The organism is Mucilaginibacter sp. (assembly GCF_041088075.1).
GTDB lineage: Bacteria > Bacteroidota > Bacteroidia > Sphingobacteriales > Sphingobacteriaceae > Mucilaginibacter_A.
Genome location: NZ_JBGCVY010000031.1, coordinates 24,246 through 39,150, shown reverse-complemented (window position 1 = coordinate 39,150; position 14,905 = coordinate 24,246). Strand labels below are relative to the sequence as shown.

Sequence of the window (14,905 nt, the reverse complement as noted above, 5' to 3'; positions counted from 1 at the left end):
AGGAACATGGCCATTAATATATTCAGGAGGAACAGTTACCAAAACCTGGCACAGGCACAAAGGCTGGTTGCAGGCGACATTAAAACATTAAAACAATTGATAACTTAAAACAGAATGCAACAGCCCTGCTCTCGAGAGGGGTCAGGGGGATGACTCTGTTTATCGGGTTATAAAGTGATCTTGGCATATTTTACCCCCTAAAAGAAGCATGAAAAATAAGCCGGTACCAAATTCAAGCAGCTTTCAAAAATGAAAAATAAAGCGTTTCTAATGATTTCAATCTATACGGTACTGGTTTCCTGCAATCCCGTTACCAATACAAAAGGCAGCAAAGTCGCCTGGACAACAGTGGCAAAACTGCCGGTTGTTGCCTGTATGCAAAAGCAACTGGGCGTGGCTGGTGTATTTACCGGCGTAAGTAACGATGTATTGTTAATTGCTGGCGGTTCAAACTTTGCCGATGGTGCCAAACCCTGGCAGGGAGGAAAAAAACTCCACAAAAACGATATTTATGTATTAAAAAAAGAAGCAGAAAGCAAATTTACCTGGCTTAACCCTCAACCCGCACACCTCAAACAAAAAGTAGCTTATGGCGCCAGCGTTACCCTGCCGGAAGGCGTGCTTTGTGCCGGTGGAGAAACAGACGAAGCAAACAGCAGCAGGGAAGTTTTTATGATGCAATGGGATGCCCCAAAAAACGAAGTGTTGTTTAAAGAAATGCCTTTACTGCCCATTCCGGTGGCCAATGCGGGTATGGCTAATATCGGAAGAACGATTTACCTTGTTGGAGGTGAAAGCAACGGAAAGCCATCAGCCAAATGCTTCCTGCTTGATTTAGCAGCTGCGCATCCGAAATGGCAACCTTTACCAGATCTGCCAATTGCCATATCGCACTCGGTTGCCGTCGCCCAATCAAACGGCAAAAATCAATGCGTTTATGTAATTGGCGGCAGAAGCAGCACGCCATCAGGTATCAGCGATCTGCACAACACCACCTTTTGCTATGATCCCACCGTTAAAAAATTGCTCAGGCTAAAAAATGTGGGGGATGGCGAAAATATAACCAACCTGTCTGCAGCTACAGGAGTTGCGCATGGAAACGCTGATATCATCGTAATTGGTGGGGATAAGGGAAACGTGTTTCACCAAATCGAAACTTATAACGCCAAGATTGCAAAGGCCCAAAATCAAACAGAAAAGCAAAAGCTGCAAAACGAAAAACTGCTGCTGCTGAACAACCACCAGGGATTTAGCAGGGATGTTTATCAGTATAATACCATAACTAATGACTGGAAGAAGATTGGCGAACTGCCTTTTTACGGACAAGTAACCACTACTGCCATAAAGTGGGATGGGGATATTTTTATTCCCTGCGGGGAAATAAAACCGGGCGTACGTACAGAAAATGTGGTTCGGGGGGAATTTAAATGATAAAAAATTCAAAAAATTATCCCTGGATTGTAGTTGGCTTGCTATGGGGCGTGGCCTTGTTAAATTACATGGACAGGCAAATGCTGGCAACCATGCGGCCTGCCATGCAGATAGACATTGCAGAGTTAAAATCAGCAACCAATTTTGGTTATTTAATGGCTGTTTTTCTGTGGATTTATGGTTTTGTAAGCCCTGTTTCCGGCGTTATTGCCGATAAATTTAACCGCAAATGGCTGATCGTTTTTAGTTTGTTTGTTTGGTCTGCCGTTACTTTTGCCATGGGTTTTGCTCATACTTTTAATCAGATTTACTGGTTGAGGGCTATTATGGGCGTTAGCGAAGCTTTGTATATTCCGGCCGGACTGTCTTTAATTGCTGATTATCATTCTTCTAAAACCAGGTCGCTCGCTATTGGCATCCACATGACGGGGCTTTATATGGGACAGGCATTAGGCGGCTTTGGCGCAACGGTTGCTGCAAAATTCTCCTGGCAGGCCACTTTTCATTCTTTTGGCATCATAGGAATTTTATATTCCCTGGTCCTGATCGTGTTTTTAAAAGAGAAAAAAGCCGCTGTAGAAACAACATCGTCAGATCAATTTATCACCAAAGAAAAAACGCCTTTATTTAAAGGCTTGACGTTGTTGTTTACCAACATTTCTTTCTGGATCATCCTTTTTTATTTTGCCGTTCCCAGCCTGCCGGGTTGGGCAACCAAAAACTGGCTGCCAACGCTTTTTGCACAGAACTTAAATATTCCTATGTCGCAGGCAGGTCCATTATCAACCATAACCATTGCAGCCTCTTCGTTTTTGGGGGTGTTGTTCGGAGGGATTTTATCGGATAAATGGGTCCAAACAAACATTAAAGGAAGGATTTACACCAGCGCCATTGGCCTGGCCTTAACTATACCTTCCTTACTGCTAATTGGTTTTGGCCATACACTTTTCCACGTAATGAGCGCTGCGCTTTGTTTTGGCCTGGGCTATGGCATATTTGACGCGAACAACATGCCTATTCTCTGTCAGTTTGTTTCTGCAAAATACAGGGCAACTGCTTACGGGATCATGAACATGACGGGCGTGTTCTTTGGGGCTTTTATTACTGATTTGTTAGGAAAATCAAGCGATGCCGGGCATTTAGGAAAAGATTTTGCCATGCTGGCCGGGATTGTTTTGGTTGCATTGGCCATTCAATTGTATTTTTTAAACCCGAAACAAAATGATTTTGCAGATGCATAATATTCTATCCGGTTTGTGCCGGATGCTTCTTTTATCAGGTAAAAATCTTACTGTGGTTTTTTGCAGGAATGAAGCTCAAGCATTGATTTTTAAGCGCTAAAAGAAGCATTCTTTTTGGGTATAGATTTAAATTATAGGTTTTATGGTATTAAAAGAAGCATGTATCCATATAAAATAAAACTTCCGTTTCGGTTAACGCTGATATTTATTTTGCTGATGAACCTGCAGCTGCTGGCACAAGATAAAACCATTAAAGTAGCTTGCATTGGCAATTCGGTTACTTATGGTTACGGCTTAAAAAATCCCGTTAATGAATCTTATCCTGCACAACTTCAGCAAATGCTGGGAAAGGCTTATCAGGTTAAAAACTTTGGACATAGCGGTGCTACTTTATTAAAAAAAGGGCATAATCCCTATTATAAAACCAAAGAGTTTACAGAAGCTGTAGCTTTTAAACCTGATATTGCCATCGTTCATCTGGGTTTGAATGATACCGATCCCAGGGACTGGCCGGACTACAAAGATGATTTTGAGGCCGATTATGCCTGGTTGTTGGAAAATCTCATAAAAGCAAATCCATCGGTTAAACTATATGTTTGTCGGATGACACCTATTTTTAGCGGGCATCTGCGTTTTAAATCGGGTACAGGGGATTGGTACTGGCAGATACAGGCTTGCATCTCCTCGGTTGCAAAAGCAAATCATGCACAGATCATCGACCTGAACATACCTTTACATAACCGGCCGGATTTGTTTGCTGATAATCTGCATCCAAATGCAGAAGGCGTCAGCATTATCGCCAAAACAGTTTACCAAAGCTTGACTGGCGATTTCGGCGGATTAAAACTTCCTTCTGTTTTTAACAGCCACATGGTTTTGCAACGGCTAAAACCTATACCGGTATATGGTACTGCCAATGCAGGCGACAAGGTAGAAGTTACTTTTAACCATAAAAAATTAGTTGTTAATGCCGATCAAAACGGGCAATGGAAAGTTTTATTTCCGGCAATGCCTGCAGGTGGTCCCTATGAGCTAAAGGTGCAGACAAAAAAGGCATCCGTTTTATTATCTGATATTTTAACAGGTGATGTATGGTTATGTTCAGGGCAGTCGAATATGGCTTTTCCATTAAAAAATGCAGCAACAGGAAAATCAGAGTTAGCGAATGCGTCTAAAAGTCCTTCCTTACGATTGTTCAAGTTGAACCCGTTAAGCGAAACTGATAATTCGGCCTGGGATTCAGTAACCTTAGTAAAAACAAATCAGTTAAAATTTTTTTCAGGAAGCTGGCAGCGAGATGGAGCCAGTTCTGCGGCTGATTTCACCGCTGTCGGCTACTATTTTGGCAAAAGGATCCCACAGGAAGAAAATGTACCCATCGGCTTAATTGAAGTTGCAGTGGGCGGCTCAACAACTGAATCGTGGATAGACCGATACACGATGGAGCATGATAATTTACTGGTAGATGAATTGTCTAACTGTCGTAAATCCGATTTTATACAGCAGTGGGTAAGAGAACGGGCGGATGTAAACTTAAAAAATGCCGCTAATCCTAAACAACGGCATCCTTATGAACCTTGTTACAATTACGAAGCCGGTATTGATTCGCTCACACAGTTTCCTATTAAGGGAGTGATCTGGTATCAGGGGGAAAGCAATGCGCAGAACGTGGAATTGCACGAGCGGTTATTTACCACTTTAGTTAATAGCTGGCGGCAAAAATGGGGTTACAATTTTCCGTTTTATTTTGTGCAGTTAACCAGTATCGACAGGCCTTCATGGACTTATTTCCGGGATTCCCAGCGCAAATTGCAGCTTCAGCTTCCAAATACCGGTATGGCCGTGATATCAGATTTAGGTGATTCTTTAAACGTCCATCCTAACCGAAAAAAAGAAGTTGGCGAACGTCTGGCTCGTCTTGCGCTGCGCGATACTTATCATAAAAACATAGAAGCTAACGGGCCTGAAGTTATAAATGCACAACAGAAACAACGGGAGATCATTGTTTCTTTTAATCATACCAAACAATTGGCAACAAGCAATCAAAAGCCTGTGTTTGGTTTTGAAGTGGTTAACAATAAAGGGATACATATCCCGGTAAACGCAAGCATTATTAAAAACACAGTGCACCTTTTTGTTCCGGCTGGCGAAAAAATAAAAAAAGTTTTATATGCCTGGCAGCATTTTACACGTGCAAACTTAGTGAACGAGGTATCACTGCCCGCATCTACATTTTCTATACCCTTAAATTAAAACCTGTTAAATTGATATCAACCTAATTTTTCTATGCTTCTTTTATCACATAAAAATCATCAAACTTTCAAGGCTTTTCCATATCACGGCCCCCTCTCTTGTGGAGAGGGCTGGGGTGAGGCTAATTTTTATGTGCTAAAAGAAGCATCAACCTACTAATCCTAATTAATTACAATGAGTTACGCACCAACAGAAATAGAACAACTAAAATTATTTTATGAGAACCAGTTGTTGAATGATACCGTTCCTTTTTGGTTCCCGCGGTCTATTGATCAAGAGTACGGGGGTTATTTGCTGATGCGCGATCGGGACGGAACGCTGCTGGATGATGATAAGGCGGTCTGGATTCAGGGACGTGCCGCCTGGCTTTTATCTACCTTGTATAATACAATAGAACAAAAGCAGGAATGGCTGGACGGGGCAAAGGCGGGTATTGATTTTTTGTTGACCCACTGCTTCGATACCGACGGGCAAATGTTCTTCCACGTAACCCGCAACGGCCAGCCGATCCGTAAACGCCGTTATTTCTTCTCAGAAACTTTTGCCGTAATCGCTATGGCTGCTTATGCAAAGGCCAGCGGCAACGAGGAAATTGCAAAAAAAGCAAGGGATTTATTTGGTAAATGTATCACGTATGCAACTGTGCCTGGTTTACTTCCTCCAAAATTTACCTCTACCCGCCCTGCAAAAGGGATTGGTACGCCTATGATTATGATCAACACGGCGCAGCAGTTGCGGGAAACGATTGGCGATGACCGATGCGATGGATATATCAGTAAATGGATTGATGAAATTGAACGCGATTTTGTAAAGCACGACATACAATGTGTGATGGAACAGGTAGCGTCCAACGGAAGTATCATCGATCATATTGACGGCCGTACCCTAAATCCCGGCCATGCAATTGAAGGTTCCTGGTTTATTTTGCACGAAGCCAGGTACCGCAATAATGATTCCCGGCTGATCGAACTGGGGTGCAAAATGCTGGATTATATGTGGGAACGGGGATGGGACAAAGAGCATGGCGGCATTTTGTATTACCGGGATATTTACGGAAAACCTGTTCAGGAATACTGGCAGGACATGAAGTTCTGGTGGCCGCATAACGAAACCATCATTGCCACCCTTTTAGCTTATCTCATTACCGGGAACGAAAAATACAAGGCCTGGCATAAAATGGTGCATGATTATGCTTATGATCATTTTCACGATCAGGAGCACGGCGAATGGTTTGGCTATTTGCACCGCGATGGCAGTATTGCCCAAACCGCTAAAGGCAATTTATTTAAAGGCCCATTTCATTTGCCACGGCAGGAATGGTATTGTTTGCAAATTTTAAAAGAAATATCAGCATGAAAAACTTAAGCTTACTGTCGATCCTATTGCTAATTACTTTAACAGGTTATACAAATCTGCAAGCCCAGGATATTCCCGTTTATACAGCCGGAACGGATGGCTTTAAAAGTTTCCGTATTCCTGCCATTACCAAACTGCCAAACGGAAACCTGCTTGCATTTTGCGAAGGAAGGGTTAACGGTTCGGGCGATTTTGGAAACGTAAAAATAGTGCTTAAAAGAAGCACGGACAACGGCAAAACCTGGGGAGCATTAAAAGTAGTAGTATCAAACGATACTTTGCAGGCAGGTAATGCTTCGCCAGTTGTAGATTTGACTGATCCCGCTTTTCCTCAAGGAAGAATTTTCTTGTTTTATAATACCGGGAATGTACCCGAGAACAAAATTCGCCAGGGTTTTGGTTTACGGGAAGTTTGGTATAAAACTTCTGTAGACGGCGGCCTTACCTGGTCAAATCCTATAAATATCACGTTGCAGGTGCACAAACCAAAACAGCCTCAGCTTAATCAAGCCTATAAATTTCAGGAAGATTGGAGAAGCTATGCCAATGGCCCGGGGCATGCGGTGCAATTTCCTTCGGGGAAATATAAAGGACGAATCTACGTTGCATCCAACCATTCTGCAGGCGAACCAAAACCGCATTATGCAGATGGAAGGGCACATGGCTTTTATACAGACGATCATGGCAAAACCTTTAAGTTAAGTGATGATGTAACTACGCCGGGAGGCAATGAATCTACGGCAGCGGTACTTTCCGGAAATAAACTCATGATGAATATCCGCAACCAGTTAGGCAATATCAAAGCAAGGATAGTAGCCGTTAGCAGCAATGGCGGTAAAAGCTGGGACACCACTTACTTTGACCGCCATCTTCAGGATCCCGTTTGCCAGGGCAGCATCCTTACCATCGGGCAAATAAAAGGGAAAAGTATTTTAGCTTTTTGTAATGATGCCGATACAACTAAACGGGATAATTTAACACTGCGCATCAGCTTAGATGGTGGCAAAACATGGACGCTGAACAAAGTGATCGCGAAAAGCCCGGAGGGTTACAAAGGAGATTACAGTGCTTACTCCGATTTGGTTAAATTGTCGGATGCAGCAATTGGGGTTTTGTACGAGAAAGATAATTATAAAGAGATCGTATTTCGGCAAATTATTTGGAATTAGGCCTGGCCGAATACGAAGCAATGGAAACTTTTGTAAGGTATAAGTTAAATCAGTAATTTCCGCTGTCATTCCGAACGAAGAGAGGAACGACAACAAAAGTCGAAAAATCAACAGGAGATTTGTTGATTTAATAATGCTTCTTTTATCAACCTAAAAACAGTAAACTTAAATTTTTTTAAAATGAGAAATGTTGCCAGTCCGGCTTCAACAGGAAGTTTCAACCCGGATAAAAGTTTTAAAGCTATGTATAATTTACCCTGGTAAAAGAAGCATGCTTCTTTTACCAGGGTTTTTTTGTTGCGCTAAATTCTGGCGGTAGCTAAATTATTTTTTAACCGGTCATCAATCTAAAATCTATTATGAGAAAATATTTTTATAGAAAAACAACTTGTCTTACGCTCCTTTTTTGCTCCGTTTTCTTTTATAAAACCTGGGCGCAGGAAGCCAATGTTAAATTTCCGCTGATCCCGTATCCGTCCGCCTTAACGGCAGGCACAGGTAGTTTTGTGATTACTGCCGATACCTGGATCGTTTCGCCAGATCCCCGATTTGTCAACGAAGCCTTGCAACTGACCGCGCTTTTAAAACAATATTTGGGCAAACCGCTTAAACCGGGAAAAGCAGGCCCGGCGCACCACATCTTGCTGCAATATGATGCCGGTATTGCTGCCCCGGAAGGCTACCGGTTAAACATTACTGTGAACAAAGTTGTTTTAGCGGCAAAAGAAGCAGCAGGCATGTTCAGGGCGGTAGAAACCATCAGGCAACTGCTGCCTGCGGATGAACGCAGTCAAACCTTCCTTAAAAAAGTTTCGCTTCCGGCAGTTGGCATTTCCGATCACCCGGCTTATGCCTGGCGTGGCATGCACCTGGATGTTTCCCGGCACTTTTTTTCGGTTGATTATTTAAAAAAGTTTATTGACCTGCTGGCACTGTATAAGTTCAATAAATTCCATTTGCATTTAACAGACGACCAGGGCTGGCGCATCGAGATCAAAAAATATCCGAAACTAACGGAAGAAGGCGCGTGGCGCACCTTTAACAGCCAGGATTCTGTTTGCATGTCGCGCTCAAAAGACAACCCTGATTTTATCATTGACCCAAAACACATCATCCAAAAAAACGGAAAAACGCTTTACGGCGGTTTTTATACCCAGCAGGAAATGAAAGCCGTGGTAGCTTATGCAGCGGCAAGGCACATTGATATCATCCCTGAAATTGATATGCCCGGCCACATGATGGCGGCCATCAACCTTTACCCTTTTTTAACCTGCAACGGCGAAAATAAATGGGGAAAAGATTTTTCAACCCCGATTTGCCCGATCAATGAAAGTACTTACGAGTTTGCACAAAATGTTTTTACGGAGATTATGGACATCTTCCCAAGCAAGTACATTCATATTGGCGGTGATGAAGTTGACCGTACCAGTTGGGAACAATCCGAAAGTGCCCAAAATTTCATGGCTAAAAACAGCATCAAAACTACGGCCGGACTGCAAAGCTATTTTATCAACAGGATGGAAAAATTCTTTAACTCGAAAGGAAGAAAATTGATTGGCTGGGACGAGATCCTGGAAGATGGCATCAGTTCTACCGCAATGGTGATGTACTGGCGCAGCTGGGTGCCAACAGCACCGGTAAAAGCGGCTAAAAACGGCAACCAGGTAGTAATGTCGCCTGGGAACCCGCTCTATTTTGATGCCCAGCCCAGCCAGTATTCGATCTCCAATGTTTATCACTTCAACCCAATTCCAAAAGGTTTAACAGACAAAGAGGCGCAAAATATTGTTGGTGCGCAGGCCAATACCTGGACGGAATGGATCCCAACAGAAAACCGTGCCGATTATATGGTTTTTCCACGGATGACTGCCCTGGCCGAACGTTTATGGACCAATAAAGACCTGTATGAAAGTTATCAGCAACGTTTAATCAAAAACTACCCGCGTTTGGATGCCTTGCATGTACATTACCGTTTGCCGGATATTTTAGGTTTGGTGGACCAGAATGTTTTTACCGGCCAAACGGTTTTAAACCCGGAGAAACCTATGCCGGATTTAACGCTTCGCTATACTACGGATGGCAGTTTGCCTGATCAAAATTCGACACCGCTTAATGCTTCTTTTACCATCCAAAAATCAATGTTCATCCGGCTTGCCGCTTTTACGCCAACCGGAAGCCGCGGAGATATTTATAACCTGCATTATACCAAACAAACCCTGGCCGAACCAGTAACTGCTTCTGCCAGCCCGGGGCTGCTTTGCAGTTATTATCCCGGTCCTTTTAAAAGCGCCAAACTAATGGCCGGCAAAGCAAATGCTGTTTTTAAGGTTGATAATATCATGGTGCCAAAAGAAGCAAAGGCATCAAGTTTCGGCTTAAAATACCAGGGTTATCTTGATATTCCTGCGGATGGTATCTACACTTTTTATTTAACTTGCGATGACGGCGGCATCCTGCAGCTTGCAGGCAGGGAAGTAGTGGACAACGACGGCTGGCACAGCGCAATCGAAAAATCCGGACAAATAGCTGTGAAAAAAGGGTTGCAGCCCCTTGCCCTTGATTTTGTAGAAGGCGGCGGCGGTTATACCTTAAATTTGAAATATAGCGTAAATGGTTCTGCCCCGCAAAGCGTTCCGTCATCCTGGTTAAAACATTAGGCCCATGAACAAAACGTCTGCCGGTTTTAGGGGGATAAAAACAGCATTCGATTTTGGCAAAAGACCATTATTGCAATAAATTATGTTAACCGGATGGGCATTTTGCTTTTGTTGAAAAATAAAATGTGTGAAACATTAAGAAAGGGAAGGCCGGGCAATAAGATCAGTTTTTTTAACCAGCCCGGCAAAATAATTAATGCCAATAAAAACAGGGGGGCAAGCCTTGCAGGCAGGAAAAAAGTTAAACATGGTAATTGACAATGGAGCAGGAAACAATCAAAAACAACAATATAACCTTTGCCCTAACAGAATTTGGCCTGGAACCGGAGGATTGCCAGGTGAAGAAATTTGGTTCAGGCCTGATCAATTATACCTGGAAACTAACCGACGGTAAAGGTTCTTATATTCTGCAACAGATCAATGACACGATCTTTAAGCGCCCCGAAGACATTGCAGGCAATATCAGGAAACTGCAAGTGTTTTTACAAAAAACTGCCCCGGAATATCTTTTTGTAACGCCGCTGCCCTCATTATCAGGAAAATACCTTGTCCGGTCTGAGGATGGTTCATCTTACCGGCTGTTGCCGTTTATACAAGGTTCTCACACGATAGATTACCTTCAACATCAGGAGCAGGCTTATGAAGCAGCGGTACAATTTGGAAAATTTACCAGGCTTTTAAAAGATTTTGACCTGAACGGGTTGAAATATACGCTCCAGGATTTCCACAACCTGAACTTGCGCTTAGAAGAATTTAAAACAGCCCATGCACATGCAAGCCATCACAGGCTTGAAATGGCAAAGGAAGCAGTTGAAGCCGTTTTTTCAAACATTGGTATTGCCGAAACTTATGAGCAGATGATCAGCAAGGGCGAAATTCCTTTAAGGGTTACCCATCATGATACCAAGATCAACAATGTACTTTTTGACGGGCGGGGAAAAGGACTTTGCGTGATTGACCTGGATACCGTTATGCCTGGTTTCTACCTGAGCGATGTAGGCGATATGCTGCGCACCTGCCTTTCGCCCGCAGGTGAAGAAGAGGGGGATTTGTCTAAAATCCATATCCGGGAAGGTTTTTTTATGGCCATTTACAAAGGCTACATGAAGGAAATGGGAGAAGTATTGACCCCGAAAGAAAAAAGCCTTTTCGTCTATTCAGGTAAAATGATGATCTACATGCAGGCATTAAGGTTTTTAACAGATTTTTTAAACGGCGATCCCTATTACCATATCACTTATCCGGAACAAAACCTGGCCAGGGCCTGCAACCAGTTTGAATTGCTGCGGCTGTATAACCAGCAAGAGGACAGGTTTCTGCAACTGACAGCTTAAAGGCAGGGGACAAATGCTTTTTTTATGAGGATAATTTATGCAACAATAAAATACTTTATAAATTAGATAAATCATACATAAAACAATTTGATTATGGAAAGAAGGGAATTTATTAAACAAGGGGCAACTGCTGCAGCGGGTTTCAGCATCCTGCCCTCTGGTACAGTTTTCGCAAATACGGCAAATGATGTAGTAAAACTGGGCTATATCGGTGTGGGCGAGCGCGGCAGAAGCCATATTGCAGAAGGTTTGCTGCGCAACGATGTAGAAATTGTTGCTATTTGCGATACCCAGGAAGATTCGCTGAAGCATTGCAGGGAGCAGTTTACCAAAGCCGGTAAAAAGCTGCCGCAGGAATTTACGGGCGGCATCAATGCGTACAAAAAACTGCTGGAAAGAAAAGATATCCAGGCGGTGGTCATCGCAACGCCCTGGCAGTTCCATCACCCGCAGGCTATTGATGCCATGCATGCCGGAAAATATGTGGGTTGCGAAGTAGTGGCAGGTTTAAGTTTGGAAGACCATTGGGATATTGTCCGTACATCCGAAAAAACGGGAATGCCTTACATGACTTTGGAAAACGTTTGTTACCGCCGCGATATGCTTGCGGCCTTAAACATGGTTAGGCAAGGTCTTTTCGGCGAGCTTGTTCATGTGGAAGGCGGATATCAGCATAACCTCAGAAATGTGTTGTTTAACAATGGGAAGCAGCCTTATGGCGGAGGCGTAGAATTTGGACCATCTGCTTATAGCGAGGCACAATGGCGCACGCAGTTTAACATCGACAGGAATGCGGATATTTATCCAACACACGGTGCCGGGCCGGCCATGCAGTATGTAGATATTAACCGGGGGAATCGTTTTACCAACCTGGTTTCGTTTAGTTCAAAAGCGAAAGGGCTGGCTGCTTATGTAGAAGAACTTTCCCCTGGAAATAAAAATGCAAAGATCAATTATAAAAACGGAGATGTGATCACTACGCTGATCAATTGTGCCAATGGCGAAACCGTATTGTTAAGCCACGATACACATTTACCGCGACCGTATTCCTTAGGTTTTCGTGTACAGGGCACTAAAGGCATTTGGATGGATGTGAATAAAAGTGTTTACATCGAGCATCAATCAAAAAAAGACGATGTATGGGACCCGGCCCAGGAATGGTTTGCCAAATACGACCATCCGCTTTGGAAAAAATATGCCGGCAAAGCGGAAGGCGCAGGGCATGGCGGGATGGACTGGTTTGTGTTCAACGCTTTCATCCAATCTGTAAAGCAAAAGAAACAAACGCCGATAGATGTTTATGATTCTGTTACGATGAGTGTGATCACGCCGCTATCGGAAGTTTCCATCGCCCAAGACAACAAACCTCAGGAATTTCCGGATTTTACAAAAGGCAAATGGAAAGGACGTAAAAACAGTTTTGCTTTGGACGATAGCGGGTTTTAAAACAGGAATAATAAATGCCTTAATCCAAATGAATTTTAGGCAGTAAAAACAGCATGCTTCTTTTACCCCTATAAAAATGATGTGTTTTTGATTTCTACAAAAAGATAAAAAGGCAATGTTTTTTAGGCGATAAAAGAAGCATCTAAGCCAAATATCAAAATAGGGCAGTATCCAACTTCTTCCAAATTATGAAAAAAACAACCCTCTTATTCACTTTCCTTGCCTTATTTGCTCGGCATCTTGTTGCACAGGTGCCCCATCAGTTCAGTTTAAGTCCTGATGCTTTTATGCTTGATGGAAAACCATTTCAGATCATCAGCGGCGAGATGCACCCGGCACGCATCCCGCACGAATATTGGCGGCACAGGATCAGGATGGCCAAAGCAATGGGCTGCAATACGATTGCGGCTTATGTTTTTTGGAACTACCAGGAAGTAAGCCCGGGCATGTTTGATTTTAGCACTGGCAACCACAACATTGCCGAGTTTATCCGCATTTGTAAAGAGGAAGGCATGTGGGTTTTACTTCGTCCCGGGCCTTATGTTTGCGGCGAGTGGGATTTCGGCGGCCTGCCTTCCTATCTGCTTAAAATACCTGATATAAAGGTGAGGTGCATGAACCCGCGTTACATCAGTGCCATGACCGGTTATATCAACCGTTTGGCAAAAGAGGTTGTACCGCTTCAGTGTGTTAACGGCGGCCCTGTTTTAATGGTGCAGATAGAAAATGAGTATGGCAGTTATGGCAATGACAAGGAATACCTGGAAGCGTTGAGAAAACTTTGGCTGGCTGCTGGCATTAAAGTGCCTTTTTATACAGCTGATGGCCCGACACCTTATATGCTTGAAGCCGGGCATATTGCAGGAACTGCGATAGGTTTGGACAGCGGAACAAGCGATGCAAATTTTAACCAGGCCAAAAATACAGATGCCACTGTTCCTGCCTTTAGCAGCGAAACCTATCCGGGTTGGCTAACGCACTGGGGCGAAAAATGGGCCTCCCCGGATACTGCCGACCTCAGGAAAGAGATCACTTATTTACTGAAAAACAAAAAATCATTTAACCTTTACGTCATCCACGGAGGCACTAATTTTGGCTATACTGCCGGGGCAAATGCCGGTTCTCCTACACAGTACCAGCCCGATATTACCAGTTATGATTACGATGCGCCGATTGATGAACAAGGAAACGCTACGCCAAAATACAGGATGCTGCGCAAACTGATCAGTCAGTATGTAACGTATAAAATTCCTGAAATCCCAAAACCTGTAAAAACGGTTTCAATACCCGAAATCCAGTTGCGTCCGTTTACCAGTATCTGGCAAAACCTTCCTTCGCCCCAGCTTTCGGCACAGCCAAAACCAATGGAAGCATTGGACCAGAACCAGGGATTGATGCTTTACCGGACGCGGCTGATCGGACATAAATCTGGAAGGCTGACCATTACAGAACCGCATGATTATGCTTTGGTGTTTTTAGATGGAAAATTTGTTGATACCATTTATCGCGATGGCGGCAAGTGGAGCGTAAACCTGCCCAAAAGCAATACTGAAAATCCGGTGCTTGATATTCTGGTGGAAGGTATGGGCCATATCAATTTTGCACAATATATTATTGACCGGAAAGGGATCACCGACAGGGTTACGCTCAACGGAATGACTTTGATGAACTGGGAGCAGTACAAACTTCCTTTAGATGAAGGGTTTGTAAAAGATTTAAAGGTTTCGGTAAGCGATTTGGCTCCTAACAATGATAAAGCCAGGTTTTTAAAAGGGGAATTTAAATTAACAGCAACCGGCGATACTTATTTTGACATGGCCAAATATGCCAAAGGGGTTTTGTTTGTAAACGGCCACAATCTGGGCAGGTTCTGGAACCGTGGGCCGCAGCAGTGCTTATATTGCCCCGTTTCCTGGTTGAACAAAGGGGACAATACGGTGATTGTATTTAACCTTCAAAACTCTGATGTTTTGACGGTTTCCGGGGTAAAAAGCCTGAAATGACCTGAATTTACATTA

9 protein-coding genes are annotated in these 14,905 nt (G+C 43.4%); all 9 read left to right on the top strand.

The features are described from left to right. The first annotated feature begins 270 nt into the window (after window positions 1–270). The 9 genes from V5804_RS07050 to V5804_RS07010 all read left to right on the top strand — a co-directional run bounded on the left by V5804_RS07050 (window position 271) and on the right by V5804_RS07010 (window position 14,890). Complete coding sequence (locus tag V5804_RS07050; RefSeq protein WP_369590673.1) at window positions 271–1,431, top strand: galactose oxidase; 1,161 nt, start codon at window positions 271–273, stop codon at window positions 1,429–1,431. After that, window positions 1,428–2,672 carry an MFS transporter gene (locus tag V5804_RS07045; protein ID WP_369590672.1) on the top strand — a complete coding sequence of 415 codons (1,245 nt, stop codon included), beginning with the start codon at window positions 1,428–1,430 and terminating at the stop codon, window positions 2,670–2,672. The genes V5804_RS07050 and V5804_RS07045 overlap by 4 nt, the downstream gene beginning before the upstream one ends. Before the next feature lie 159 nt (window positions 2,673–2,831). Beyond that, complete coding sequence (locus V5804_RS07040) at window positions 2,832–4,925, top strand: GDSL-type esterase/lipase family protein (protein WP_369590671.1); 2,094 nt, start codon at window positions 2,832–2,834, stop codon at window positions 4,923–4,925. 174 nt (window positions 4,926–5,099) lie between these two features. Beyond that, window positions 5,100–6,281, top strand: a complete 1,182-nt coding sequence (locus tag V5804_RS07035; protein ID WP_369590670.1) for an AGE family epimerase/isomerase — start codon at window positions 5,100–5,102, stop codon at window positions 6,279–6,281. Further along, the gene (locus tag V5804_RS07030; protein ID WP_369590669.1) at window positions 6,278–7,450 is read left to right on the top strand and encodes an exo-alpha-sialidase; all 1,173 of its coding nucleotides are present in this window, start codon (window positions 6,278–6,280) and stop codon (window positions 7,448–7,450) included. The genes V5804_RS07035 and V5804_RS07030 overlap by 4 nt, the downstream gene beginning before the upstream one ends. A gap of 359 nt (window positions 7,451–7,809) precedes the next feature. Continuing rightward, window positions 7,810–10,107 carry a family 20 glycosylhydrolase gene (locus V5804_RS07025; protein ID WP_369590668.1) on the top strand — a complete coding sequence of 766 codons (2,298 nt, stop codon included), beginning with the start codon at window positions 7,810–7,812 and terminating at the stop codon, window positions 10,105–10,107. Between the two features lie 260 nt (window positions 10,108–10,367). Beyond that, window positions 10,368–11,441: a phosphotransferase enzyme family protein gene (locus V5804_RS07020; RefSeq protein ID WP_369590667.1), complete on the top strand. Its 1,074-nt coding sequence runs from the start codon at window positions 10,368–10,370 to the stop codon at window positions 11,439–11,441. 93 nt (window positions 11,442–11,534) lie between these two features. Next, window positions 11,535–12,887, top strand: coding sequence for a Gfo/Idh/MocA family protein (locus V5804_RS07015; RefSeq protein WP_369590666.1), 1,353 nt, complete (start codon window positions 11,535–11,537; stop codon window positions 12,885–12,887). Window positions 12,888–13,174: 287 nt separating this feature from the next. Continuing rightward, the gene (locus tag V5804_RS07010; RefSeq protein ID WP_369590665.1) at window positions 13,175–14,890 is read left to right on the top strand and encodes a beta-galactosidase family protein; all 1,716 of its coding nucleotides are present in this window, start codon (window positions 13,175–13,177) and stop codon (window positions 14,888–14,890) included. Window positions 14,891–14,905 lie beyond the last annotated feature (15 nt).

Excerpts from the sequence above, each read along its gene's own strand:
- V5804_RS07050 (WP_369590673.1), top strand. The coding sequence starts at position 271 with ATGATTTCAATCTATACGGTACTGGTTTCCTGCAATCCCGTTACCAAT.
- V5804_RS07010 (WP_369590665.1), top strand. The coding sequence starts at position 13,175 with ATGCTTGATGGAAAACCATTTCAGATCATCAGCGGCGAGATGCACCCG.
- V5804_RS07015 (WP_369590666.1), top strand. The coding sequence starts at position 11,535 with ATGGAAAGAAGGGAATTTATTAAACAAGGGGCAACTGCTGCAGCGGGT.
- V5804_RS07035 (WP_369590670.1), top strand. The coding sequence starts at position 5,100 with ATGAGTTACGCACCAACAGAAATAGAACAACTAAAATTATTTTATGAG.
- V5804_RS07025 (WP_369590668.1), top strand. The coding sequence starts at position 7,810 with ATGAGAAAATATTTTTATAGAAAAACAACTTGTCTTACGCTCCTTTTT.
- V5804_RS07040 (WP_369590671.1), top strand. The coding sequence starts at position 2,832 with ATGTATCCATATAAAATAAAACTTCCGTTTCGGTTAACGCTGATATTT.
- V5804_RS07020 (WP_369590667.1), top strand. The coding sequence starts at position 10,368 with ATGGAGCAGGAAACAATCAAAAACAACAATATAACCTTTGCCCTAACA.
- V5804_RS07045 (WP_369590672.1), top strand. The coding sequence starts at position 1,428 with ATGATAAAAAATTCAAAAAATTATCCCTGGATTGTAGTTGGCTTGCTA.
- V5804_RS07030 (WP_369590669.1), top strand. The coding sequence starts at position 6,278 with ATGAAAAACTTAAGCTTACTGTCGATCCTATTGCTAATTACTTTAACA.